The organism is Paenibacillus tuaregi, from assembly GCF_900086655.1.
In the GTDB taxonomy this organism is placed as follows: domain Bacteria; phylum Bacillota; class Bacilli; order Paenibacillales; family Paenibacillaceae; genus Fontibacillus; species Fontibacillus tuaregi.
This window is the reverse complement of the sequence record NZ_LT575476.1, coordinates 3,617,809-3,643,418: the sequence shown is the minus strand read 5'-3', so window position 1 is coordinate 3,643,418 and position 25,610 is coordinate 3,617,809. Positions and strand designations below refer to the sequence as shown.

25 protein-coding genes are annotated in these 25,610 nt (G+C 47.8%); 22 read left to right on the top strand and 3 right to left on the bottom strand.

Going from position 1 to position 25,610, the window contains the following annotated elements; genetic code table 11:
• Positions 1–24: 24 nt before the first annotated feature.
• From BN6628_RS16250 to pduL, 15 genes are all read left to right on the top strand, one after another.
• Complete coding sequence (locus tag BN6628_RS16250; RefSeq protein WP_068619221.1) at positions 25–279, top strand: DUF3243 domain-containing protein; 255 nt, start codon at positions 25–27, stop codon at positions 277–279.
• A gap of 230 nt (positions 280–509) precedes the next feature.
• Positions 510–1,277, top strand: a complete 768-nt coding sequence (locus BN6628_RS16245) for a YmfK family protein (protein ID WP_068619220.1) — start codon at positions 510–512, stop codon at positions 1,275–1,277.
• Positions 1,278–1,310: 33 nt separating this feature from the next.
• Positions 1,311–2,429 carry a helix-turn-helix domain-containing protein gene (locus tag BN6628_RS16240; RefSeq protein WP_068619219.1) on the top strand — a complete coding sequence of 373 codons (1,119 nt, stop codon included), beginning with the start codon at positions 1,311–1,313 and terminating at the stop codon, positions 2,427–2,429.
• A gap of 628 nt (positions 2,430–3,057) precedes the next feature.
• Complete coding sequence (locus tag BN6628_RS16235; protein ID WP_068619218.1) at positions 3,058–3,549, top strand: YajQ family cyclic di-GMP-binding protein; 492 nt, start codon at positions 3,058–3,060, stop codon at positions 3,547–3,549.
• 231 nt (positions 3,550–3,780) lie between these two features.
• Positions 3,781–4,368, top strand: coding sequence for a CDP-diacylglycerol--glycerol-3-phosphate 3-phosphatidyltransferase (gene pgsA, locus BN6628_RS16230; protein WP_068619217.1), 588 nt, complete (start codon positions 3,781–3,783; stop codon positions 4,366–4,368).
• Between the two features lie 57 nt (positions 4,369–4,425).
• Positions 4,426–5,694, top strand: a complete 1,269-nt coding sequence (locus tag BN6628_RS16225) for a competence/damage-inducible protein A (protein ID WP_068619207.1) — start codon at positions 4,426–4,428, stop codon at positions 5,692–5,694.
• 265 nt (positions 5,695–5,959) lie between these two features.
• Entirely contained in the window at positions 5,960–7,021 is a 1,062-nt protein-coding gene (gene recA, locus BN6628_RS16220) for a recombinase RecA (protein WP_068619205.1), read from the top strand.
• Between the two features lie 79 nt (positions 7,022–7,100).
• Complete coding sequence (locus tag BN6628_RS16215) at positions 7,101–7,943, top strand: regulatory protein RecX (RefSeq protein ID WP_082926939.1); 843 nt, start codon at positions 7,101–7,103, stop codon at positions 7,941–7,943.
• 316 nt (positions 7,944–8,259) lie between these two features.
• Positions 8,260–9,801, top strand: a complete 1,542-nt coding sequence (gene rny, locus BN6628_RS16210) for a ribonuclease Y (RefSeq protein ID WP_068619203.1) — start codon at positions 8,260–8,262, stop codon at positions 9,799–9,801.
• A gap of 98 nt (positions 9,802–9,899) precedes the next feature.
• Positions 9,900–10,694 carry a TIGR00282 family metallophosphoesterase gene (locus tag BN6628_RS16205; RefSeq protein ID WP_187386143.1) on the top strand — a complete coding sequence of 265 codons (795 nt, stop codon included), beginning with the start codon at positions 9,900–9,902 and terminating at the stop codon, positions 10,692–10,694.
• 125 nt (positions 10,695–10,819) lie between these two features.
• Entirely contained in the window at positions 10,820–11,080 is a 261-nt protein-coding gene (locus BN6628_RS16200) for a stage V sporulation protein S (protein ID WP_006286829.1), read from the top strand.
• A gap of 95 nt (positions 11,081–11,175) precedes the next feature.
• A complete protein-coding gene (locus tag BN6628_RS16195; protein WP_068619199.1) occupies positions 11,176–12,162 on the top strand; it encodes a dipeptidase in 987 nt (328 codons plus the stop codon).
• A 213-nt stretch (positions 12,163–12,375) separates the two neighbouring features.
• Complete coding sequence (locus tag BN6628_RS16190) at positions 12,376–14,148, top strand: 2-oxoacid:acceptor oxidoreductase subunit alpha (protein WP_068619197.1); 1,773 nt, start codon at positions 12,376–12,378, stop codon at positions 14,146–14,148.
• A 1-nt stretch (position 14,149) separates the two neighbouring features.
• Entirely contained in the window at positions 14,150–15,016 is an 867-nt protein-coding gene (locus tag BN6628_RS16185) for a 2-oxoacid:ferredoxin oxidoreductase subunit beta (protein WP_068619195.1), read from the top strand.
• 117 nt (positions 15,017–15,133) lie between these two features.
• Complete coding sequence (gene pduL / locus BN6628_RS16180; RefSeq protein ID WP_068619193.1) at positions 15,134–15,706, top strand: phosphate propanoyltransferase; 573 nt, start codon at positions 15,134–15,136, stop codon at positions 15,704–15,706.
• Between the two features lie 540 nt (positions 15,707–16,246).
• Here the strand turns inward: pduL and spoVAD are convergent.
• Genes spoVAD through BN6628_RS16165 form a run of 3 tightly spaced genes read right to left on the bottom strand, consistent with a single transcriptional unit; the run spans position 16,247 to position 18,639 of the window.
• Complete coding sequence (spoVAD, locus tag BN6628_RS16175) at positions 16,247–17,260, bottom strand: stage V sporulation protein AD (protein ID WP_068619191.1); 1,014 nt, start codon at positions 17,258–17,260, stop codon at positions 16,247–16,249.
• A 2-nt stretch (positions 17,261–17,262) separates the two neighbouring features.
• Positions 17,263–17,766, bottom strand: a complete 504-nt coding sequence (spoVAC, locus tag BN6628_RS16170) for a stage V sporulation protein AC (protein ID WP_068619186.1) — start codon at positions 17,764–17,766, stop codon at positions 17,263–17,265.
• A 12-nt stretch (positions 17,767–17,778) separates the two neighbouring features.
• On the bottom strand, positions 17,779–18,639 hold the full coding sequence (locus tag BN6628_RS16165; protein ID WP_068619184.1) for a DUF421 domain-containing protein: 861 nt from the start codon (positions 18,637–18,639) through the stop codon (positions 17,779–17,781).
• Between the two features lie 175 nt (positions 18,640–18,814).
• Between BN6628_RS16165 and BN6628_RS16160 the strand changes: the two genes are divergently transcribed.
• The 7 genes from BN6628_RS16160 to BN6628_RS16130 all read left to right on the top strand — a co-directional run bounded on the left by BN6628_RS16160 (position 18,815) and on the right by BN6628_RS16130 (position 24,677).
• Positions 18,815–19,021 (top strand): DUF1657 domain-containing protein, encoded by a 207-nt coding sequence (locus BN6628_RS16160; protein WP_068619181.1) that lies wholly within the window; start codon positions 18,815–18,817, stop codon positions 19,019–19,021.
• 184 nt (positions 19,022–19,205) lie between these two features.
• Positions 19,206–20,756: a tRNA (N6-isopentenyl adenosine(37)-C2)-methylthiotransferase MiaB gene (miaB, locus tag BN6628_RS16155; RefSeq protein ID WP_068619179.1), complete on the top strand. Its 1,551-nt coding sequence runs from the start codon at positions 19,206–19,208 to the stop codon at positions 20,754–20,756.
• A 44-nt stretch (positions 20,757–20,800) separates the two neighbouring features.
• Positions 20,801–21,256, top strand: a complete 456-nt coding sequence (locus tag BN6628_RS16150) for a YlbF/YmcA family competence regulator (RefSeq protein ID WP_187386142.1) — start codon at positions 20,801–20,803, stop codon at positions 21,254–21,256.
• Positions 21,257–21,332: 76 nt separating this feature from the next.
• Positions 21,333–21,752 carry a PaaI family thioesterase gene (locus BN6628_RS16145; protein ID WP_068619177.1) on the top strand — a complete coding sequence of 140 codons (420 nt, stop codon included), beginning with the start codon at positions 21,333–21,335 and terminating at the stop codon, positions 21,750–21,752.
• A gap of 25 nt (positions 21,753–21,777) precedes the next feature.
• Positions 21,778–22,557, top strand: a complete 780-nt coding sequence (locus BN6628_RS16140; RefSeq protein WP_068619176.1) for an NUDIX domain-containing protein — start codon at positions 21,778–21,780, stop codon at positions 22,555–22,557.
• Positions 22,558–22,621: 64 nt separating this feature from the next.
• On the top strand, positions 22,622–23,167 hold the full coding sequence (locus BN6628_RS16135; RefSeq protein WP_068619175.1) for a cysteine hydrolase family protein: 546 nt from the start codon (positions 22,622–22,624) through the stop codon (positions 23,165–23,167).
• A 49-nt stretch (positions 23,168–23,216) separates the two neighbouring features.
• Entirely contained in the window at positions 23,217–24,677 is a 1,461-nt protein-coding gene (locus BN6628_RS16130; protein ID WP_068619174.1) for a nicotinate phosphoribosyltransferase, read from the top strand.
• Positions 24,678–25,610 lie beyond the last annotated feature (933 nt).

The following is a 25,610-nucleotide window of genomic DNA, read 5'->3' as shown; positions in this document are numbered from 1 at the left end:
ACGCAGTGCGAAGGAGGATTTATCATGTCAACAGTGCTGAGCAATTTCGATTCATGGAAGAAGTTCCTTGGTGACAGGGTGAAACATGCGGAAAGAGCAGGTCTAAGTGAGGACAGCATTTCCAACTTGGCCTATGAAATCGGCGGATTTCTTGAAGAGAAGGTCGATCCTCAGAATGCATCCAACCGGGCTCTCAAAGAGATCTGGGATGTTGGTAATGAGGAGGAGCGCAGAACCATTGCCCGATTGATGGTGAAGCTTGCCAAGAAATACTCGTAGTTCAGCATTGGAAAAGCTCCCATTTGGGGGCTTTTCTGCCATATACTGAGCTGCACTTGCCTTTCATTTTTATTTTATATATCATTAACAAGTATATGTGTTCAATCCAAGATGGTTAGGAAATGAGCCATCGTTTTTGGCTGTTTTTAGCGATTGATGTAGAGATGGCAGGATTTGAATTAGGTTTTGTCGAAATATGCAGCAGTATGGATAGGGAGAGGTGAAGCCGGTTGAAACAAACTCAATGGTACATGGAGTACAAAATACATAGAAATCGGCCGGGACTTTTGGGGGATATTGCATCCATGTTCGGTATGCTTGGAGTAAATATCCTGACGATTAACGGGGTAGAAGGACAGACCCGCGGTATGTTGTTGGAATGTGAGGATGACGAGAAGATTGCGCTTCTGGGCCAGATGCTTGCGAAGGTAGAGAGTATCACGGTGTTAGCTTTGCGCAGTCCAAGGCTTGTGGATATTTTGGCTGTGAGACACGGCCGTTATATAGATAGGGACAGCGACGACCGCAAAACCTTCAGGTTTACCCGCGATGAGCTTGGGTTGCTTGTTGACTTTTTGGGTGAATTATTTAAGAGGGATGGACATCAGGTTATTGGCCTGAGAGGTATGCCCCGAGTGGGCAAGACGGAGTCGATTATCGCTGGCAGTGTGTGTTCGATGAAGAGATGGACATTTGTCTCGTCAACCCTGCTGAGGCAAACGGTTCGGAGCCAGTTGTCTGAGGATGAGAACAATCCTAACAACGTGTTTATTATCGATGGGATCATCAGCACGATCCGGTCCAACGAGAAGCATTACCAGCTGCTTGAGGATATCATGTCCATGCCTTCCACGAAGGTTATTGAACATCCGGATATTTTCATTAAAGAATCCAAGTATGAATACAGTGATTTTGACATTATTATTGAACTTCGAAACAATCCGGAAGAGGAAATCGTGTATGATACGTTCACCACACTCTATTCGGTTGATGAATAACAGCTTGATCAAATATTTACAGGAGGTGATGGCATGTCGGATCTGGGCCAGCAATTGAAGGAGGCCAGACTTCAAAAAGGTTTGTCGCTGGACGATGTTCAGGAAATGACAAAAATCAGGAAGAGATATCTCGAAGCCATCGAGGCTGGAGATTATAAGGTTCTTCCAGGAAGCTTTTATGTGCGTGCTTTTATTAAGACTTATGCGGAAACAGTTGGTGTGGATGCCGATGGGCTGCTAGAAGAACACCGCAAGGATGTGCCGGTAACTGAGCCGGAACCAACCATGGAACCGGTGATTCAGAAAAGAAGAAGCAGTCATGCGGCAAATGAGCGGAATTCGAAATGGCTGTCAACGACACTGATGTGGTCTTTTGCGGCGATTATCGTGATTGTAATTTACATTGTAATATCAAGTAATTACAGCTCGAAGGATAACAAAACCCCGGACCCAACACCGGTGACGACGAATACGAAGACCCCTAACACCGCTACACCACCTAAGACAGAGACGACCACACCACCGGCTCAGGGCGGTAATCAGAATACGGGGCAAGGCCAGACCGGAACCAATAACCAAGGTCAGACCGGGGCTAACCAAGGCCAGAATAATTCAGGTACTGGAACAGGCGACGGGACAAATGGAAGCCAGACGGGTACTGGAACGGACACTACAGGTACGGGAGCCGTAACAGTAACACCTGATGGCAAGAAGGGCAGCACGACTGTGTTCAAGGTTGCAAATACCGGGAATACACCGGTTAAAGTGGAAATCAAAGCTTCCGGTAAAAGCTGGATGGATATCCGCAAAGGAACTTCCCGCGGGGAGAAGCTTTATTATAAGAGTATTGAGGATGGAGAAGTGCAGACCTTTGATCTGGGACCGGAAGGGCTCTACATCAAGTCGGGTAACTCGAATAATACAGTCATCACTGTCGGTGGCCAAGTAGTCACAGACGGGAAGAACACGACCAGAATTCAATTAAAACTCGATAATGGTACAGGGGATCAAGGTTCGGGCGATGGAAGTACCCAGACATCTAACTCCACAACCGATGGCTCCACAACAGATGGCTCCACAAACAGCACGAATAACGGCACTGGAGGAACTGGGACAGGTTCCGGTACAGAGAGTGGGACAAATACTCAATAATTTAGCTGCGCATAACGGTGCTGGCGGACGGATATCCTAAAGCTAAGGTTGGCCGTACACAACATCTTATATCGGTACAAGAGGGTGTCCCCTTCATATGACTATTAGCTGGATTATCACAGGTCTTGGTATTATTCTCACTTTGCTGGGGTATTACTTAACACCTGATGCGTGGGGGTACGGACTGTCAGGCTTCGGTCTTGCCCTCGTACTATGTGGAGTGTTTGATCTACTTCTACTTCGCGGGATATCTAGGCAGCAGAAATATTAATCAGAACAGGCGTCCTTCACGGCTTAAACCGGGGGACGCCTGTTTGTTTTTATAATGTAGCCGGTGAAGCGCAAGAAATACGACCTTAGGGGAAACGGTTGGACTTCAAATCCAGTTTTTGTTTTAGATGAACAAGCAAAGCCTCGAAGTGAAGACAACGAGTGAATCGCAAGAAAAACAACCAGGAGTATCGGTTGGACTTCAAATCCAGTTTTTGTTTTAGATGAACAAGCAAAGCCTCGAAGTAAGGACGACAAGTGAATCGCAAGAAAAACAACCTTAAGAGTATCGGTTGGACTTCAAATCCAGTTTTTCTTATAATATTAAAACATAAGAGTAAGAAGGAGTTGTGATCAAATGAGTAATGAGAGTTCTTTTGATATCGTATCCAAGGTGGATATGGCAGAACTGACCAATGCGCTGCAGCAGACCGAGCGGGAAATCGAGACCCGGTTTGACTTCAAGAACAGCAAGAGCTCCGTAACCGTGGAGAAGGATGTCCTTGTAGTAGTATCCGACGATGAATATAAGCTGGCGTCGGTTATCGATATTTTGCAGACCAAAATGATCAAACGCGGCCTGCCAATCAAAAACCTGGAATATGGCAAGGTGGAGCCGGCTTCACTAGGTACCGTTCGTCAACGGATCACCCTGAAATCCGGAATAGACCAGGATAATGCGAAGAAAATCAATGTGCTGATCCGTGACTCCAAACTGAAAGTGAAGAGCCAGATCCAGGGAGATCAAATTCGTGTAACGGGCAAAAGCCGTGACGACCTTCAAAGTGTTATCCAAATGCTTCGGAAGGCAGACCTGCCATTGGACCTTCAATTTACAAATCTGAAATAAAGTATGAGGTCTCTTGATATGCTGCTTTTGCATATTTATGAGGCCCTGCTTCATTTTGACAGGGTATAGACCGTATATTATACTTGTAGGGATTAAATCTGGAACGGCATCAGATCATTGGGGGTACAAAATGACAGATAGATACGGTTGTACTGTGCAAAGAATTGTTGAAGGGAACTTTGTTCATTTTTTTACATATTCAATCGATGACATGCCAGGGGAGGGTGTCCAATGAATTTGCCCAACCGGATTACGTTGGCCCGTATATTTATGATACCGATCATGCTGGTCTTCCTGCTTGTGGACTTCGATTGGTGGTCCTACCCGTTAACATGGGGTTCTTACACGCTTCCATTAAATCATCTCATTGGAGCGTTGCTGTTTATTATCGCTGCAAGTACCGATGGAATCGACGGTTATCTTGCCCGCAAGAACAATATGGTGACCAATTTGGGGAAGCTTCTGGACCCTCTGGCAGACAAGCTGCTTGTGGCGGCAGTATTGGTTTCGTTGGTGGCAATAGGCAAATGTGATGCCTGGATTGCGGTAGTTATAATCAGCAGGGAATTTGCGGTTACCGGGCTTCGGGAAGTGGCGCTTCTTGAAGGTTCTGTTATTGCCGCCAGCAAGTGGGGTAAATTAAAAACGATAACCCAGATCATTGCGATTTCAGCGCTGATGCTTAATAACTTTCCGTTTGCGTGGGTATCTTTCCCGTTTGACGAGATTGCGATTTGGATTGCAGCCTTGATTACGATCTATTCGGGAATCGATTATTTTATTAAGAACAAGAAAATCCTATCTTTCTCCAAAGTCTAAACCAATTCAGAAGCGGATATTTGTGTGCCCTTCTTATGAAGGAGTTGTGACGTTCAAATGAAAGCAGAAATTATTGCTGTAGGAACAGAACTGCTGCTCGGCCAAATTGTAAATACCAATGCCCGGTATTTGTCGGCGGAGCTTGCCGCATTAGGAATCGATGTGTACTTTCAGACGGTAGTCGGTGACAATCTTGATCGTCTCCAGCAGGCAATCCGAATTGCCGAGGAACGTGCGGATCTGATTATTTTCTCCGGCGGGATCGGACCGACCCAGGACGACCTGACCAAGGATGCCTTGGCGGCAAATCTTGGACGCGGGCTGCATATTGACCGTCAGGCTATGGATCATGTTGACCGTTTCTTTAAGGACAGAGACCGTCCAATGACAGAGAATAACCGCCGTCAGGCGCTCGCTATCGATGGGGGAACCCCGCTTCCCAATGAGACAGGCCTTGCTGTCGGAAATGCGGTCTCTCAGGCCGGGAAACACTACATTGTCCTGCCGGGCCCTCCCAAAGAGCTGATCCCTATGTTCGAACAGCAGGCCAAGCCGTGGATTCTGAGCCATGTGCTTACGGATGAGACCCCGCTTTATTCCAAAATGCTGAAATTCGCCGGTATCGGGGAATCGGCCCTTGAGACACAGCTGCTGGATTTGATTGAAGCCCAAGGCGATCTGACGATTGCTCCTTACGCCAAGGAGAGCGAAGTGACTATACGCCTCTCTACCAAGGCTTCGCTTGAAAGTGAAGCGCTGGACAAATTAGATGACATGGAAAAGATCATTGAGCAGCGCTTGCCTGAATTCCTGTACGCCAACCGGGACGTGCCTATCGAGCAGGTCATCGTTGAAATGATGACGGAGATGAATTTGACCGTTAGCGCAGCCGAGAGTTGCACAGGGGGGCTTCTTATGGAAGCGATCACCTCGATTCCCGGGAGCGCAGCCGTTTTCTTTGGCGGAATTGTCTGTTATTCCAATGAAATGAAGAAGAAGCTGCTGAATGTGCCGGCCGAGCTGCTCGAAGGTGAGAACGCGCCGGGGGCAGTGAGCAAAGAAACCGCGGAAGTGCTTGCCGAGCAGGTACGGATCATTACCGATACGGATTTCGGTCTTTCGGTTACCGGGGTTGCCGGTCCTGCTTATTCGGAACGCAAGCCTGTGGGACTGGTGTATATCGGCATCTCGGAACGGAATGGAGCGACGAGATCCATTGAACTCAACCTTAAAGGAAACCGAGATACGATCCGTTTGAGATCAGCCAAATCTGTGCTGTATCACCTGTGGCGCCGTTTGAAAGAATTGAACACCCAGGCTGAATAAGCTCAAGGAACAGGGCTTGCCCTTTTCTTGCAGACGAAGTCATTCTAAGTTATAATCTAGATACGGAAGAACCGTGGCGAACGAATAGCGATTGCTGCGGTTCTTTTTTGTTGTTTATTTGAGAAGTGCGGCATCAGGGAGAGAGGTGTCCATTTCAAAAAAAACGAATGTATGTTCTAAAAAATGCTTGGCAAACGCTTCTAAACACGATACAATTATATATGTAAAGCTTTCCTGTATTTATCATTTTGAAGGATGTGAGCTAATGTCAGATCGTCGTGCAGCGTTAGATATGGCGCTTCGTCAAATAGAAAAGCAATTCGGTAAAGGATCTATCATGAAACTTGGGGAATCTACCCATATGCAGGTGGAAATTGTTCCCAGTGGTTCATTGGCTTTGGATATAGCACTTGGCACGGGAGGACTTCCTCGGGGCCGGATTATTGAAGTATATGGACCGGAATCTTCCGGTAAGACAACGGTTGCCCTTCATGCGATCGCAGAGGTGCAGAAGACCGGTGGACAAGCTGCATTCATTGATGCGGAGCATGCCCTTGATCCATCTTATGCGGGTAAGCTGGGCGTTAATATCGATGAATTGCTTCTGTCTCAGCCTGATACAGGCGAGCAGGCGCTGGAAATTGCCGAGGCTCTGGTACGCAGTGGCGCGGTTGATATTATTGTTATTGACTCCGTTGCCGCGCTGGTTCCTAAGGCGGAGATCGAAGGCGAGATGGGGGATTCCCACGTAGGGCTTCAAGCAAGATTGATGTCCCAGGCGCTGCGGAAACTCTCGGGTGCAATCAGCAAATCCAAGACGATTGCGATCTTTATCAACCAGCTTCGTGAGAAGGTGGGCGTAATGTTCGGAAATCCGGAGACCACTCCTGGTGGGCGCGCTCTGAAATTCTACTCCACGGTTCGTCTTGATGTGCGCCGTATTGAAACGATCAAGATGGGCAATGACATGGTAGGTAACCGTACAAGAATCAAGGTCGTTAAGAATAAGGTGGCCCCTCCATTCAAGCAAGCGGAGATTGATATCATGTATGGTGAAGGGATTTCCAAGGAAGGAAGCCTAATCGATATCGGTGTCGAACAAGATATTGTTGATAAGAGTGGTGCCTGGTATTCCTTCTCAGGTGAACGTCTTGGACAAGGCCGCGAGAATGCCAAGCAGTTCTTGAAAGAACATCCGGAAGTAGCGGATGTCATTGAGAATAAAATTCGTGAGGCCAGCAATTTGACGAATGTGGTGCCTGCAGCTTCAGCAAGTGAACTTGAGGAAGAGAGCAAGGAAGAACTTGCACTGTTCGCAGACGAATAAATCATAAATAACGGCGCTCTGATCGAAGGTATCTACCGGAGACAGGGCGTCTTCTATTTAATTTCGGGGAGACAGACTTATGGATGAGCGATTCAAGACAAGAGGCTGCGGCCAACAATCTCCGGTCAGCCGGAAATCAGAGCCTTCGCTTACCGAGCGGGGGATTTACGATATTTCAGAATACCTTCCTGATAGTCCGGAGGATACTGTTGAGGAGGAGAAGAGGGACGGTCTTGCTGATTTTCCTGAAGACGAGGCTCTGAGCATAACCTCTGTTGAAAGCTTGAAGAAGCAGAAATACCGTTATCTTATCCGGTTTGGCCCGCATGATCTTGAGGTTCATGAGGATGTCATGATTAAGTATAGAATGATTAAGGGGAACTCCTTTACCAAATATGATCTGCTGGAAATTATAGCCGCCGATGAGAAGCAGCAGGCTTATGTGGAGGCCCTGAACTACCTAAGCCGCAAGCCCCGGACAAGCAAGGAGATTTCGGTTAGGCTTAAGGAGAAAGGCCGGGAAGAAGGCATTATACAAGAAACGGTTGCAAGGCTAGAGAAAGAGGGTCTGATTAATGATGCCCTATACGCACAGGAATGGGCTGCTCAGCGTGTTCGGAACCGGGGCAAGGGTAAGATGTGGGTCAGGCAGGAACTTCGCCAGAAGGGGGTTTCCAAGCCTCTGATTGAGGAAGCTCTCGGGGGTGTTCCTGAAGAGGAGGAATACGATAGCGCCTTGGCGATGGGTGCCAAGAAGTGGCGACAGACCAGTGGGGAAGTTATGGATCGGAAGCGGAAGACGGGTGCTTATTTAATGAGAAGGGGCTTCTCGGGAGCACTTGTTTCCAGGGTGCTGCGCTCATTGATACAGGATCAGGCGGATTCGGAGGAAGAAGATGCCGATTTGGACAGGTTCGATTGACTCTACAGATAGCCAAAAGCCTGTCATATGCTTGACAATTTCTTTCACCAAATAATAAAATGAACATGAATCTGTAAGCATAGAGTCCCTTTTTCCTTCCAAAGAATGTGACTTCTATATGAGGATTCTAGTTACCAATTAGGATAGTATACTGCCTGACAGGTTCTGCGGGTTTTCCGCAGAATTCAACATGAGCAGCTTTCTGAAATTGGCATGTGTACATCGTTTTATTTGTATGATGATGAATGGAACATTATTGACAACTGCACACATCCCAGGGAATGCCTTGGACTAATCAACGAGGAGGTGAACAGAAATGGAACCTTGGATTTCGATTATTCTCGTTGTAGCCGCACTATTCTTTGGGTTCGTGATCGGATATTTTATTCGCAAATCTCTTGCAGAAGCTAAAATTTCCAGTGCTGAACATGCTGCCAGTCAGATCTTGGATAACGCAAGAAAAGATGCAGAAGCGCTGAAGAAAGAAACGGTTCTTGAAGCTAAGGATGAAATCCACAAGCTCAGAGCCGAAGCTGATAAGGACATTCGTGAACGTCGGAATGAAACCCAACGTCAGGAACGACGACTGTTGCAAAAGGAAGAGTCGCTGGATAAAAAATTAGAATCACTGGAACGCAAAGAAGAACAAGTGGCTAACAAAGAGAAACGAATTGAGGAGACTCAACAGCAAATCGATTTGATCTACAAAAACCAGGTCTCCGAGCTTGAACGTATTTCCAATCTCACAATGGAAGATGCACGCAGCATTATTCTGACTAACGTGGAACAGGAAGTGCGCCATGAATCAGCTCAACTGATCAAAGATATCGAACAGCAGGCGAAAGAGGAAGCGGATAAGAAGTCCCGAGAGATCATTACACTCGCGATTCAGCGTTGTGCTGCAGACCATGTAGCTGAAACTACAGTATCTGTTGTCACCCTGCCTAACGAAGAAATGAAGGGACGTATCATTGGACGTGAGGGACGGAATATCCGGGCTCTAGAGACACTTACGGGGATCGACCTTATTATCGATGATACTCCGGAAGCGGTTATACTGTCGGGCTTTGATCCGATCCGCCGTGAAATTGCACGGACTGCACTTGAGAAATTGGTTGCGGACGGACGGATTCACCCTGCGAGAATCGAAGAAATGGTTGAGAAATCACGCAGGGAAGTGGATGAGCGGATCCGTGAATACGGCGAGCAAGCCACATTTGAGGTAGGAGTACATGCTCTGCATCCGGATCTGATCAAAATTCTTGGAAGACTGAAGTTCCGGACAAGCTATGGACAGAACGTGCTGAAGCACTCTATGGAGGTAGCTTATCTGACTGGACTTATGGCAGCAGAGCTCGGCGAGGATATCGTTCTCGCAAAACGTGCCGGACTTTTGCATGATATTGGTAAAGCGCTTGATCATGAAGTGGAAGGCTCTCATGTTGAAATTGGCGTAGAGCTGGCGAAGAAGTACAAGGAACATCCGGTGGTGATTAACAGTATTGCTTCGCACCATGGTGATGTGGAAGCTACTTCAGTTATTGCTATGCTGGTAGGTGCGGCTGACGCCCTCTCTGCAGCAAGACCTGGAGCCCGCCGTGAAACCCTTGAAACGTATATCCGTCGTCTTGAGAAATTGGAGGAAATCTCCGAATCGTTCGAAGGCGTTGAGAAATCGTATGCGATTCAAGCCGGACGGGAAGTCCGTGTAATGGTTCAACCAGAGAAAATTGATGATGCCGAAAGCTTCCGCTTGGCCAGAGATATTACGAAGATGATTGAAAGTGAACTGGATTATCCGGGACATATTAAAGTAACGGTCATTCGTGAGACCCGGGCGGTTGAATACGCAAAGTAAAGGATATGCTGAGAAGTGGCCCTGTATGGGGCCGCTTTTTCATTGAGGGGGACTTGAGGGGTGATTCAGGTCTTCCTACATAGAAGGGAATGAAGTACATGAAAGTGCTGTTTATAGGGGATATCGTAGGGAATACAGGCCGTAAGGCACTTAAGGAGACACTGCCTTCGCTGAAGACGAAATATAATCCCCACATCATTATCGCCAACGGGGAGAATGCGGCAGCTGGACGCGGAATTACGGAAGCCATCGCCAAGGATTTTTTTGATATGGGGATTCATGGCTTGACCATGGGGAACCACACTTGGGACAATAAAGAAATCTTTGATTTTATCGATGATGAGCCAAGAATGGTCCGGCCGGCGAATTTCCCTCCGGGTACTCCAGGACTAGGAAGCACGGTCATTAAGGCAGGGGGCAAAGAACTTGCCATTGTGAACCTCCAGGGCAGAACTTTTCTTCCAGCGATAGATTGTCCGTTCCGTGCGGCCGATGAAATCGTCGACCGGTTGAGACAGAAGCATAAGAACATTCTTGTGGATTTCCATGCAGAGGCTACCTCCGAGAAGATTGCGATGGGTTGGCATCTCGAAGGAAGAGCGTCCATGGTCGTTGGGACGCACACTCATGTGCAGAGCAATGATGATGTGGTTCTCCCCTTAGGAACAGCCTATATCACTGATGTGGGCATGGTAGGTTCGCGTGAAGGCATTTTAGGTATGGAGAAGGAGGCTGTGCTGCGCAAGTTCAAGACCCAGCTTCCGGTCAGATTTCAGGTGGATTCGGGAAAATGGCACTTCCATGCGGTCCTTGTTGACATTGACGATGCCAGCGGGCGGGCCGTCAGCATCAAGAAGATCCGTCTACGTGAAGATGAATGGGTGATGGATTAGAGAAGCCGCCTTGCGGGTAAGTACTTTACTGGAAATAATAGGATGAATAAAGAAGGAATTTTTTCACTTTACCCGAATAGGATTAATTAGTGGAAGCAAACCATCATTCCCAGGAGGTACTTACCATGGAGGTATTAAAAGTTTCAGCAAAATCCAATCCCAACTCCGTTGCCGGCGCGCTAGCAGGAGTGCTCAGAGAACGTGGCGCTGCTGAACTTCAGGCTATCGGAGCGGGTGCCTTGAATCAAGCCATCAAAGCCGTTGCAATTGCCCGGGGATTCGTAGCTCCTAGCGGAGTGGATTTGATTTGTATTCCCGCCTTTACGGATATTGTCATTGATGGAGAAGATCGGACGGCGATTAAGCTGATCGTAGAGCCGAGATAATCCGTACAAAAATTCGGCCTGTTTACATTCGTAGACGGGCTTTTTTGCGTTTTGGCACACCCTGGCCTTAGAGTATAGGGGAAAGCGCCTAAATTTTGAATGAAAGGCTTGTGATTCTATTGTCTTACGAAGTTATCGATTTTCATTGTGATGCACTTTACAAAATGCAGTTCGACTCCGGGATTTCCTTCAGCCAAGACTCCCGGCTTGATGTGGATTTGGACAAACTGATCAAAGGCGGTGTACAGATCCAGACATTTGCAATTTATATTTCAGAGAGGCTGGGACCCGCGAGATTCCATCACGTGCTTGATCAGCTTGATATTTTCAACAAAAAGGTTGCCGGGGCAGGGGTAAGGCCACTATGCTGGGGGGAGGATTTGGACCAGCTTCGTCAAGTTAATCAGCCCTTGGGGCTGTTGTCCATAGAAGGCGCAGACGGCTTGGAAGGAAATATGCAGTATCTGCGCATTGCATTTGAGCAGGGTGTCAGGTTCCTCGGGTTAACCTGGAACTTTGCGAACTGGGCCGCTGACGGCGTGATGGAGCGGCGGGGGGCCGGCTTTACGAACAAAGGCCTGGAATTGATTTCCGAGTGTCACAGACTTGGGATAACGCTGGATATTTCGCATCTGTCCGTCCAAGGCTTCTGGGAGCTGGTGGATATGGCAAACAAGGCACAGAAGCCGTTTATTGCATCCCACTCGAATGCCTATCAAATTTGCGCCCACCCGAGAAATCTGAGGGATGATCAGATCCAAGCGATTATTGAGATGGATGGGAGAATAGGCATAACTTTCGTCCCGTATTTTGTCAAAGCGGGCGGCTCAGTCCAGATTCACGATCTGATTCGTCACATCGAACACATCTGTTCCTTAGGTGGAAGCGGGCAGCTTATGTTTGGTTCGGATTTCGATGGGATAGACTCTTATATAACGGGACTTGAGAATCCCGGATGTTACCCGAGTTTGATCGGGGAATTGTTAAGGTATTACCCTGAAACATTGGTTAAAAGTTGGCTTTTTGGAAATGCCGAATCCTTCCTGCGGACCCATCTTCCCAAAAGAAAGAAAACGCTTTAATCAATCTTTTGTAGAGATCGTTTCGATCGAAAACAACTATATGAAAATGTCGAGAAAACGCTTGCTTTTTAAACGCGGTAGACATAAAATTGACATGGTTATGAAACAGAATTTTCATAACTGGCATAGGTCTTTAGATATACCAATGCCTCTAATTCTTTGAATCAAGCAAATTTATATCTCCTAGTGATACGATTGAAGGGGTGGGCGATCTTGATTAGTCAATTATCATGGAAGATCGGTGGACAGCAAGGTGAAGGCGTTGAAAGTACCGACCGGATTTTCTCTACAGCTCTGAACAGACTGGGATACTATCTGTACGGTTACCGTCATTTCTCCTCACGGATTAAAGGCGGACACACAAACAATAAAATTCGCATCAGCACAAGCCCGATTCGTGCAATTTCAGACGATTTGGATATACTGGTCGCATTTGACCAAGAGAGCATTGACTTTAATGCCCATGAGCTTCGCGATGGCGGAGTTGTCGTGGCTGACGCTAAATTCAATCCGACTGTTCCGGAAGGAACAACGGCTAAACTGTTTGCAGTTCCAATTACGGCGATTGCCGAAGAGCTTGGAACATCTTTGATGAAGAATATGGTGGCTTCGGGCGCATCCTGGGCACTGCTTGGACTGCCTCTCGAAGTATTTAATAAAGCGGTTGAAGAAGAATTCGGACGCAAAGGTCCGGCTATTGTTGAGAAGAATATCGAGGCAGTGCGCCGCGGAGCAGAATACGTTCTGGAACTTGCAGGCGGACCGCTGGAAGAGTTCAAGCTCGAGCCTGCTGACGGCAAGCAGAAGCTGTTCATGATCGGTAACGATGCGATCGCACTGGGAGCACTTGCTGCCGGATGCCGCATTATGAGTGCGTATCCGATTACTCCAGCTTCCGAGATTATGGAGTATCTGATCAAGAAACTGCCGAAATTTGGCGGTACGGTTGTTCAGACCGAAGACGAAATCGCAGCCATTACTATGGCGATCGGCTCGAACTATGCGGGCGTAAGAACGATGACAGCTTCAGCAGGCCCTGGTCTTTCCCTTATGATGGAAGCTATCGGCTTGGCTGGTATGACAGAGACACCAGTCGTTATTGTTGACACCCAGCGCGGGGGACCAAGTACAGGTCTTCCAACGAAGCAGGAGCAAAGTGACATTCATGCTCTGATCTACGGAACACACGGTGAAATTCCTAAGATCGTGCTGTCCCCAAGTTCTATTGAAGAGTGTTTCTACGACACCGTTCAAGCTTTCAACCTCGCTGAGAAATACCAGGTACCTGTTATTATCGCGACAGATCTTCAGTTGTCATTGGGTAAACAGTCCTGCGAAATGTTGGACTACAGCAAAATCGTAATCGATCGCGGGGATATCGTGACTGAAATTCCAGCCCGTGAAGACGGATCTCTCTTCAAGCGTTACGAATTAACGGAAAGTGGCGTTTCTTCCCGCTCCCTGCCAGGAACGAAGAATGGAATTCACCACGTAACCGGCGTAGAGCACGATGAGACAGGACGTCCTTCGGAAAGTCCGGTTAACCGCATCAAGATGATGGATAAGCGTCTTGGCAAACTGGATAATATAGAAGTGGAGAACCCGGTTCATGTTCAGGCGCCTTACGAGGATCCGGATCTTCTGATTATCGGAATGGGTTCCACCGGTGGAACGATCGATCAGGCCCGCACGCATCTGGAAGCCGAAGGCGTAAAGACTAATCATATGACTGTTCGCCTGCTGCATCCGTTCCCGGTAAAAGAAGTTCTACCTCAGATTAAAAAGGCTAAGAAGGTTGTTGTTCTTGAAAATAATGCGACCGGACAACTTGCCAGCCTGATTAAGCTTAATGTTGGACACGAGAAAATCAACAGTGTTTTGAAATATGACGGTAATCCGTTCCTGCCTTCAGAGGTTTATGCTGAGAGCAAGAAAGTGCTGAGCGATGGACCATCTGCTCAGAAATTAAGTGAGGAGTTGGTGTAAGATGGCAACTTTTAAAGAATTCCGCAACAACGTCAAACCGAACTGGTGCCCAGGATGCGGCGACTTCTCCGTACAAGCGGCGATTCAACGCGCAGCTGCAAACGTTGGTTTGGAGCCTGAGCAGCTTGCCGTAATTTCGGGTATTGGCTGTTCCGGACGGATTTCAGGTTACATCAATGCCTACGGTCTTCATGGTATCCATGGCCGTGCGCTGCCAATTGCCCAAGGTGTTAAGCTCGCTAACCGCGATCTGACTGTTATTGCGTCCGGTGGGGATGGTGACGGCTTTGCGATCGGTATGGGGCATACCGTACACGCGATTCGCCGGAATATCAACATGACTTACATCGTCATGGATAACCAGATCTACGGCTTGACTAAAGGCCAGACATCCCCGCGTAGTGGTGAAGGGTTTAAGACTAAGAGTACTCCAGAAGGTTCAATCGAGACGACGCTGTCACCGCTTGAAATTGCGTTGTCCGCTGGAGCGACATTTGTTGCCCAGTCCTTCTCCAGCGACCTGAAGCAGCTCACTTCCCTTATCGAGCAGGGAATTCAGCACGAAGGCTTCTCCTTGATCAACGTATTCAGTCCGTGTGTGACGTTCAATAAAGTGAATACTTATGATTGGTTCAAAGAGAACATTATCAATCTGGAGACCGTGCCGGATTACGATCCGAGCAACCGGGTGATGGCCATGACCAAACTGATGGAGACAAACAGCATGATTACGGGCCTGATCTACCAGAACAAAGAGAAGAAGAGCTACGAGAACCTGGTTCCAGGCTTCCGCGAAGAGCCGCTGGTTAGTCAGAACCTGCAGCTGAGCGAGAGCGATTTCGACAAGCTTGTGGCAGAATTCAAATAATATTATGGCAAAAGGCGGCAGAATTCTCTGCTGCCTTTTCCTTTTGTTTAAGAAAGTTGTATAATGGGTATCGATTTGAAAGACTATAGAGATAAAAAGAGGAGTTGGCACTCTACCATGAGTAAAACTGTATCAGTAGGTGTATCTGCACGTCATATTCATTTAACCCAGGAGCACATTGAAGCTCTATTCGGACAAGGCTACCAGTTGACGGAATTTAAGCCTCTATCCCAGCCGGGACAGTTCGCTGCGAACGAAACTGTAGCAGTCATCGGTCCTAAGGGCCAGTTCGATAAGGTTCGTATACTTGGGCCGGCTCGTCCCGCGTCCCAGCTTGAAATCTCCCGTACAGATTCATTCGCGATCGGTGTGAAGGCGCCTGTCCGTGAATCCGGTAAAATTGAAGGTACTCCAGGCATCACCGTCAAAGGACCAGCGGGTGAAGTGGAATTGGAGCAGGGAGTGATTGTAGCTGCCCGTCATATTCATTTCCATACTTCAGATGCGGAAAAATGGGGAATCAAGGATCAGCAGCTGCTTAAAGTTCGCTTAAGCGGTGAGCGTGGACTGATTCTGGAGAATGTGATCGCCCGCGTATCGGATTCCTATGCGCTGGACATGCATATTGACACGGACGAAGCCAATGCGGCAGGAGCCAAGACTGGCGATACGGCTGAAATTATCGAGTAGAATGGAGAAGACGGGACTTTAGTGTCTCGTCTTTTTGTTTTACGTAGAGGTGGTGAGGTAGGCGTCATTGCAAGACGGATTTGGGCTTCCGATCGCTGTTATCCTCCGATTTCCTGATTGAACCAGGATTAGGCAGCGGATGAAATCGGAGGATAAAGGCGACCGCTAGCGCTTCTTCAGTCCCAAATCGCCTCTCCATGACTTCCCTCACCGGCTTCGGTGGACACAAAGAACAGACAGACGGAGAAATTCCGTCTGTCTTTATGTGGGGAAGAGGTGGTGAGGTAAGCGTCATTGCGAGTCGCGTTTGGGCTTCCGATCGCTGTTATCCTCCGATTTCCTGATTGAACCAGGACTAGGCAGTGGATGAAATCGGAGGATAAAGGCGACCGCTAGCGCTTCTTCAGTCCCAATCGCCTCTCATGACTTCCCTCACCGGCTAAGGTGACACAAAGAACAGACAGACGGAGAGATTCCGTCTGTCTTTGTGTATGGGAAGATGGTGAGGTAGGCGTCATAACAAGCCGTGTTGGGGCACACTTAACTTTCCTGCCGCTCAATCGCAACCGCGTGGGCGATACAAGGAATCGTTTCTTTTTGCTGGGAGGATAGAGGGGAAAGCAGGGCTCCGGTCGCTACAACCAGAATGCGACGAAGCTCACCCCTGCGCATTCTTCTTAGCAGATGGCCGTAGGTTACTACCGCAGAGCAGGCGCATCCGCTGCCCCCGGCCTGGACATTTTGCTTCTCATAATCATAGATCAGCATGCCGCAGTCCTGGTATGTCGTTTGTTCGATCGGGAAATTATGCTTTTTAAACAGCTCATTGGCAATAGCGTATCCAACCTTGGACAGATCCCCGGTGACAATTAGGTCATAGTAACCAGGCTCAAGCTGCATATCGCGGAAATGGGCTTGTATGGTATCAACTGCGGCCGGAGCCATAGCTGCCCCCATGTTGAACGGATCGCTGATGCCCATGTCCACTACCCGTCCAATTGTAGCCGAGGTAATCGCAGGCCCGTCTCCCGACCCAGCTACAACAGCGGCACCCGCTCCGGTAACCGTATACTGCGCGGTAGGAGGTTTCTGTGAGCCGTACTCCGTCGGATAGCGGAACTGCTTCTCAGCACTCGCGTTATGGCTGCAGGTTCCGGCGAGCACATAGTTGGCTCCTCCGCTGTTCGCTACTAACGCTGCGAGCGCTAGTGATTCCATCGAGGTGGAACAGGCACCGAACAAACCGAAATAGGGGATGGATAGCGTACGGGCGGCGAAGCTGCTGCTGATGATCTGATTCATTAAATCCCCGCCGAAATGGAACTGAATATCCTCTTTGGTTAGACCCGCATGTTCGATCGCAAGCTTACAGGATTCCTCGATAAGGGTCTTCTCGGCTTTTTCCCAGCTGTCCTGACCCAAATACAAGTCCCCATGAACAATGTCGAAATCTTTGGCCAGTGGCCCTTGTCCCTCAAATGGACCTACAATGGTCGAGGTGGATATGATGCGGGGTTTGTTCTCGAAAACCCAGCTTTGATGGCCTTTTAGCATAATTAGGAACCTCCAGTCGATCCAGGTATGAACAGTAAGTGGATTAAGGCAATAACAAAGGCAGCAACAGTACCGAAGACAATAACGGAGCCGGCGAGCTTAAACATGCCTGTTCCGATTCCAAGCACAATACCTTCTCTGCGGTGTTCGATGGCCGAGGAGGCCATCGAGTTGGCAAATCCGGTTACCGGCACAGCAGTTCCGGCCCCGGCCCACTGGGCGATTTTGTCATAGAAGCCAAGGCTGGTGATGACAACCGAAATCAGGATAAGCACAGCGACTGTCGGATCACCGGCTTTCTTTTCATCAAAGCCTCCATAGTGGATAAATGCCTGACGGATGCATTCTCCAATAAGGCAAATGAGTCCCCCAACAAGAAATGCCCGAATACAGTTGCTGAATACAGGACGTTTGGGTTCGTGTTTGTCCGACAGTTTTTTGTAATCTTGCTGGACAGGGGTCAGTTTTTTGTTTTGGTTTTTTTGTTTGTGCTTTTTATTCGACATGATCTCTGACTCCTAACTTTTAAGCAGCGGTTTGGTGTTCTGGATAACCTTTTCAAGCTTTGCCGCACATTGCTCGAACATCTTCTTGCTTGTCTCATCCTTAGTAGAGAGAGCGAACAGCTCCAGATCCGCTTCGCATTTCTTCAGATTGGCAAGCAGGACAGGCTTCTCCTGGGGCTGTGGAACTTTAATCTGATCATCGTATAAATCGACATACAATTGGCCATATGCATCCACCTGGCCCAGAAACACGTTATCCAAGGATACGCCAAGCTTATCAAGCTCTGTCTTCAGCCAGCCCATGCTTTTCCCGATTGTGGCCAGCGGCTCTTCCATAGCTACACCATCAAGAATTACGGCCTGAGGTTCAATCTCCGGTGCAACCTTGATCCCCAGCATGGAAGGGGTGAGCGGCTGGTTTTCTTTCTTCAGCAAAGCGTTAATTTCCCCATTTGGCTCCATCACCGCAAATTCAACCTCGGCTGCTTTAAAAATGCTTTTCTTCCGAAGCTGTTCCATCAGCTCTTCATTCGTTAGCTTTTCTTTCTTCAGATTGTCTTCAAGTATTTTACCGTCCTTGATCAGAACCGTGCCGCTACTGTCTATAATTCCCCGTACTTTCTTGCTCTTCAGCTGGAGATATTCTATACCTAAAGACACCGCAACCCAGACCGATAACGAAATTACACCAAGAGACCAATGGCCATCCAGCTCCAAGGAAATAGTGGCGGCCAGGTCCCCGATAGTGATCCCGGTAATATATTCAAAAAAGGAGAGCTGGGATATTTGTCTCTTACCGAGCAGTCTGGTCAGGATAAAGAGGAAGATGACGGCGGCGAGCGTTCTAACTATAACTTGTAACCAATCTGGCATTACAGTAACTCCCTTCCTACTTATGGCGGTGTTGGACTCTTCCTTTGCATTATTTGTTTTTGGGCGGCTTTCTAACAAAGTATTAAGTGGGTATCCATCAACTTTTTTCCATGGGATGAAAAGATGGCCGAGGGGGTAAATTATCACCTAGAAGAAGTCAAGGAGGTGATTCTAGGTGACCGTAGCATCCCAGGTAAAAACGACTGTTGCATCGCTGAAAAGCGCTCAAGCCAACCTTGAGCAGTTCGCATTGAACACACAAAATCAGGAAGCCAAAAACTTGTTCACAGAAGCAGCTGCGCAGACGCAGCAGATTGTGAATCAAGTGGAAAGCCGCGTACAACAACTTGAAAATGAAGAGCCTCAATATAAAGGATTTTAATCCGAGAATATGAGTTACTGTTCCAAAGAGCCGCCCGGTCACCGGGCGGCTCTTTGACTTGCGCTTAGGGGCTGTAACCTAGATTAGCGTTATCAGATATGGTATAATTTGATGCAATGCTTTTTTGCAGTATGATCCCCTCAAACAGGAAAAAGATAGATGATTTAAAGGAGTGAACCGGAGCATGACAGAGAATAAGAAGGATTACTCCAAATATTTCGATTTCTCGGATGCCAAAGTGATTTCCGAAGACGAAACCGGGAAGAAGATTCGGATTCGCGGTCGTGAAATTCATATTATGTCTGAACCTAACCACCGCCAGGAGAAGCAGCGGGGTAAGGAAGAGGTTAAAGTTCTATATGAGAATACGGTTCCTGAAGGATTCAGGGAGCTGGGCAAAGGTAAGCATTATCTGATTTATACTTACGGCTGCCAAATGAATGAGCATGATACAGAGACGATCAAAGGGCTCTTGGAAGAAATGGGCTATATGCCAACCGAAGAGCGCAAAGAAGCGGACATTATTCTGCTCAATACTTGTGCAATCCGTGAGAACGCTGAGGATAAGGTATTCGGTGAGCTGGGTCATTTGAAGACGCTGAAGCTCGAAAATCCCGAATTACTGCTGGGTGTATGCGGCTGTATGTCCCAGGAGGAGAATGTGGTTAACCGCATCCTGCAGAAGCACGGATTCGTGGACATGATCTTCGGCACCCATAATATCCATCGTCTTCCCCACTTGATCCAGGAGGCCATGTTCAGTAAGGAAATGGTGGTTGAGGTGTGGTCCAAGGAAGGCGACATCATTGAGAATTTGCCGAAAAAACGCGAGGGTATGCGCGCCTGGGTGAACATTATGTACGGCTGCGACAAGTTCTGCACGTACTGCATAGTTCCGTTTACCAGAGGCAAGGAGCGCAGCCGAAGACCAGAGGACGTTATTGCCGAAGTCAGGGATTTGGCTAGACAAGGGTTCAAGGAGATTACTCTGCTTGGACAGAATGTGAATGCTTACGGTAAGGATTTTACAGATATCCAGTATTCCTTCGCCAATCTGATGGATGATTTGAGGCTTATTGATATTCCCCGTATCCGTTTTATGACCTCGCATCCGCGTGATTTTGACGATGATTTGATTGCTGTGCTTGCTAAAGGCGGCAATCTTGTGGAGCATATTCATCTGCCGGTCCAATCCGGCAGCACGGAGATTCTGAAGAAAATGAGCCGGAAATATTCAAGGGAACATTATCTTGAGCTTGCCCGCAAGATCAAAATGGCCATTCCCGATGTGGTGCTCACTACAGACATCATCGTTGGTTTCCCGGGGGAGACGGACGAACAGTTTGAGGATACCCTATCCTTGGTCCGCGAAGTGGGATATGACTCGGCGTATACCTTCATTTATTCTCCCCGGGAAGGTACACCGGCGGCTGTGATGGAAGACAATGTTCCGATGGATGTGAAGAAGGCACGCTTGCAGCGCTTAAATGAGGTCATCAATGAGAACAGCCGCAGAAGCAACGACAAGGTTGCTGGTACGGTTGTGGAAGTGCTGGTCGAAGGCCAGAGCAAGAATAACGCAAATGTCCTTGCGGGGAGAACCCGCAGCAACAAGCTGGTTCACTTTGAAGGATCTGCCGATCTGATCGGAACCTTTGTGCATGTCGAGATTACGGATTCCATGACCTGGTATATCAAAGGGCATATCGTTCCCGAACAGGTTGAAGCTGTTTAATGAGCTTTACGAGAATTGGATATATTTAAGTTGGGGGGAGTTGTATGATGGAACAGGCTAATAATGTTAAATACAACGATTGCGGAATGCCGACATACGATACACGGGATCTGGTGATCCGGGAAGATATTATGGCCAAAGCCAAAGAGCTGGCTGAGCTGATCGGCACAAGTGAAGAAGTTCAGCATTTCAAAAAGGCTGAAGAGAAGATACGTCAGCACGAGCGGGTACAAGGCCTGATCCAGAGCATCAAGAAGAAGCAGAAGGAAATTGTGGCTTTCGAAAGCTTTGAGAACAAAGCGATGGTGGCTAAGATCGAGAAGGAAATTGAGGAGCTTCAGGATGAAATTGACAGCATTCCGCTGGTAACTGAATTCCAACAAAGCCAGAGCGACATCAACTACTTGCTGCAATTGGTGGTATCTGTGATCCGTGATACTGTGTCGGAGAAAGTTAATGTCGAGGCGGGAAGTGAAGCTGCGCCAAGCAGCTGTGATTAAGGAAGGAATGTGCGGGAGGATGCTTCCGCACTTTTTTGGCTATTAGGGATGATCTGACAGCTGGAGGGATGACAACTTGGAATGGGAAGAGATCATACAGCGGAGTGAGGATTCGTTCTGGGGACTGCTGGGAGGAAGAGTGCTCAGTGTCAGTCCAAGCAAGGTTGAAGCGGCACTTACAGCGCAGCCCAAGCATTTGAATTCAGTGGGTATTGTCCATGGGGGAGTCTTGTCGTCGTTGATGGATCAGGTTATGGGCTTTGCCGTAATAGCGGCAAAAGGTGGATTGCAGGGAGTAACCACTCACTTGAATGTGAATTTTTTAGCTCCTTTGGGTGTGGGTGAGCTAATAATTACGGCCTATCCGGTACATGAGACGCACAGAACAATGACCTTGCACGCCGAGATCAGGAATGCGAAAGGGGAGCTTGGCTGTATGGCTACGGGCACCTTCCGGCTGCCCCGAAGTACACCGAAGAAGCAGCCTGAAGCTTAACAAATAAGATGACGTGGTGATTGTAATGATAAGTGAACAGGAACAGAATACGCCAGCCTATGATGCGAAGAAATATAGAACGCCTGACGGAATTCCGGCCGATATCGTCATGTTCACCCTGACGCGGCAGGAGAGGAGGGCAGCGACCAAATCGCTTCCGAAGTTCGATCTTAAGGTTATGCTGATCCGGCGGAAGAGCTGGCCTTTTGCAGGGGCTTGGGCACTTCCGGGAGGCTTTTCCCAGGAGGATGAGTCTTTGTATGAAACCGCGAGCAGGGAACTCGAAGAGGAGACGGGAGTTGAAGCCAGACATCTGGAGTACTTAGGCGTGTACAGCAAGCCGGGACGTGATCCCAGAGGATGGATCATCTCCCATGCATTTTTTGCTCTGGTTGAAGAATGGGTGCTCGAGAAGCGGAAGGCGGCCGATGACGCTCAGCAGGTGGGTCTATTCACTATGAAGGAAGCGCTGGAGGAGCTTGAGCTCGCGTTTGACCATCGTGAAATTTTGCAGGATGCTTATAAAAGAATTCAGCAGCAGATGCTGCAGACGACTATTGCCAAGCAGTTTCTTCCAGAGCATTTTACTCTAAGCGAGTTGTATCAGGTTATACAGACGGTTGTGCCGGATTTTGCCGAGCTGAATTTCATCCGCAAAATCACCTCAACCCGCAGCAGACAAGGGATTCTGGAGGAAGCCAGGGACGAGAACGGTGAACCCCTGTTGTCCAATCAGTATTCCCAGCGTCCTGCACAGCTGTACCGGTTTACCGGGTTCACCCCGCAGCTGTCCATTTATACTTAAAATATTTATGGAACGAAGGTAAAATGAAGGGGATTTCATTCCATAGGTTTAAGGAGATGAGAACATGAGGGCCTTAATCGTGATTGATTTCACGAATGATTTTATGGACGGAAGCCTGCCTGTTGGGGAACCAGCTGTGGTGATTGAGCCCGTTATTACCCGGTTGACAGAGCAATATATGAACCAGGAGGACTTCGTTGTTATGGCGGTGGATCTTCATGAGAATAACGACATTTACCACCCTGAAGCGAGACTGTTCCCGCCGCATAATCTTCGGGGGACGAAGGGCCGTGACTTGTTCGGTTCTTTAAAGGATGTATATGAGAAGAACCAAGACCGGATTTATTGGATGGACAAAACAAGATACAGCGCCTTCTGCGGCACTGATTTGGAATTAAAGCTGCGTGAACGGGGGATTACGGACGTTCATTTGGTGGGGGTGTGCACGGATATTTGTGTATTACATACCGCGGTGGATGCCTACAATAAAGGCTTTAACATCACTGTGTTTGAGGACGCCGTCGCCAGCTTTAACCCGGCAGGGCATGTCTGGGCGCTGGAGCATTTTAAAGGCAGCTTAGGAGCCGAAGTACGCCGAAGTCAGGATTAACCACTCATGAACTGCAACAAATGCAATGGAAGCAGAGAGGAAGAGATCGATGCAAACAACCAGCTTGGCACTGCATACCGATAAGTATCAGATAAATATGATTTATGCCCATTGGCTAAATGGAACCCATCTTAGAAAAGCGGTGTTCGAGGCATATTTCCGCAAGCTGCCGTTTGGCAACGGATATGCCGTGTTCGCCGGACTTGAGCGAATTGTAAATTATATTACAAATCTTAAATTTACGGAACAGGACCTCCGTTATCTGGAGAAGCAGGAAGAGAACTATAAACCCGAATTCATCGAGCTGCTCCGCAATTTCAAATTTGGCGGAAATCTGTATTCCATGAAGGAAGGCGCATTGGTGTTTCCAGATGAGCCTTTGATCCGGGTTGAGGGAAATATTATGGAGACCCAGCTCGTTGAGACCGCCATACTTAATTTCATGAATTATCAGACCTTGATTGCGACCAAGGCGTCCCGGATCAAGCAGGTGGCGGAGCAGGATAGTCTGCTCGAATTCGGCACACGCAGAGCTCAGGAAGCAGATGCGGCCGTATGGGGAGCCAGGGCGTCCTACATATCCGGATTCGACGCAACCTCGAACATGCTGGCGGGGGAGCTGTTCAATATTCCTACAAGGGGAACGCACGCCCATTCCTGGGTACAGCTGTTTGATAACGAACAGGAAGCCTTCGAAATGTACGCCAAGGCTATGCCGGACCAGGTGACCCTGCTTGTGGATACGTTTGATACTCTAAGAAGTGGGGTGCCGCACGCGATACAGACGGGCAAGCATCTGGAATCGATCGGCAAAAAAATGGTCGGAATCCGGCTGGACAGCGGTGACCTTGCTTACTTGTCGATTCAAGCCCGCAAGATGCTGGATGAGGCTGGACTGGATTATGTGAAGATTGTGGCCTCCAATGACCTGGATGAGAACACGATCTTCAACCTTAAAGCACAGGGTGCCAAGATCGACATCTGGGGGGTCGGGACCCAGCTGATTACAGCAGCGGACCAGCCAGCCTTGGGCGGAGTGTACAAGCTGGTTGAGCGTGAGAAGGACGGCCGGATGGAGCCGACCATCAAAATCTCCGGGAACCCGGAGAAGGTGACTACGCCGGGCAAAAAAGAAGTGTACCGCATCATCAGCAGCAACAGCAACAAAGCCATTGCCGATTATATCAATCTGCCTCATGAGGACAATCCCCGGTCTGGTGGCAAGCTGAAGCTGATTAATCCGCTTCACCCTTATATCCAGAAGACGGTCAAGCACTTTTATGCGGTAAAAATGCTTGAGCCTATCTTCGTGGAAGGCAAGCTTGTGTATAGTCTGCCGGATCTGGATCAGATCAGACAATATCATAAAGAACAGCTTCAGCTGTTCTGGCCGGAATATCTGCGCAAGCTCAATCCGGAGATCTACCGGGTCAGCCTGAGTCAGATGACATTGGATTTGAAGCAAAAGCTGCTTGAAGAGCATATGAGCCAGCTGGATACCGAGGAATAACATATATAAAATAAAATTAGCTAGATCAGCAGAGTAGCTTCTGCTGGTCTTTTCTTATATGTCCATGAAATATTTCTCGGGAAAGCGCAGGATCTGCGAAATATCGGGTTTAACCGGAAAACGTAAACTTGTCCTTGTGCAAAAAAGCACCAATAGTGTGATATATTTTATAAGTAACCAATAGCAAATATGTTAATTTATAGCTATTCAAATCCCTATAAACAGTTTAAAATAACATTTATTGTTGGTGATAATGTTACAAAATGAACTTTAGAATTTACCGATCTGGGTAACCATTATAAGTTCATTTATATAGATTATTGGGAAAGGAGCTTGTGACAAATGGTTAGGGCAAACAATAAATTTGCGATAACTATACTAGTTTTATTCTTTTTAACATCTATAGCTGAATTATTGTTGGGGAGTGAATCGAAGGGCTTTATATATGGAGCCTTAGTCTACTTGTTCTTTATTTATTCATCCCAAATTACAAAATATGACTATATTTTTGCAGGTAGTTTGGTATTTGGTCTGATTATATATGTCTCCACTATTTTTTATAAAAATATAGCTCTAAATAATTGGATTTCAGTATGGATTACGGGGTTGGCGTTATTTATTTATTTTAAAAAAGGTATGAATCATAAGTAAGGTGAAGTTAGAAATGAGCAAGGCGATATAGTATCCATGGGCACTCATGAGGAATCCTGCGGCAAGCAGTCATTATAAAGAATTAAGTGAGAGTGATACCCTGTTCGTGTCCGTTTCCAAAATTATGAATAAGATTAAGCAGGCCAGTAGATTAATTTCTGCTGGTCTTTTCTTATATGCCCAAGAAATATTTCTCGGGAAAGCGCAGGAACCCTGATTTACCGGGTTAACTCGGCAGGGAGGATGGAGAGTTCACTCGATATGCCGAATTTTATGGCGGTT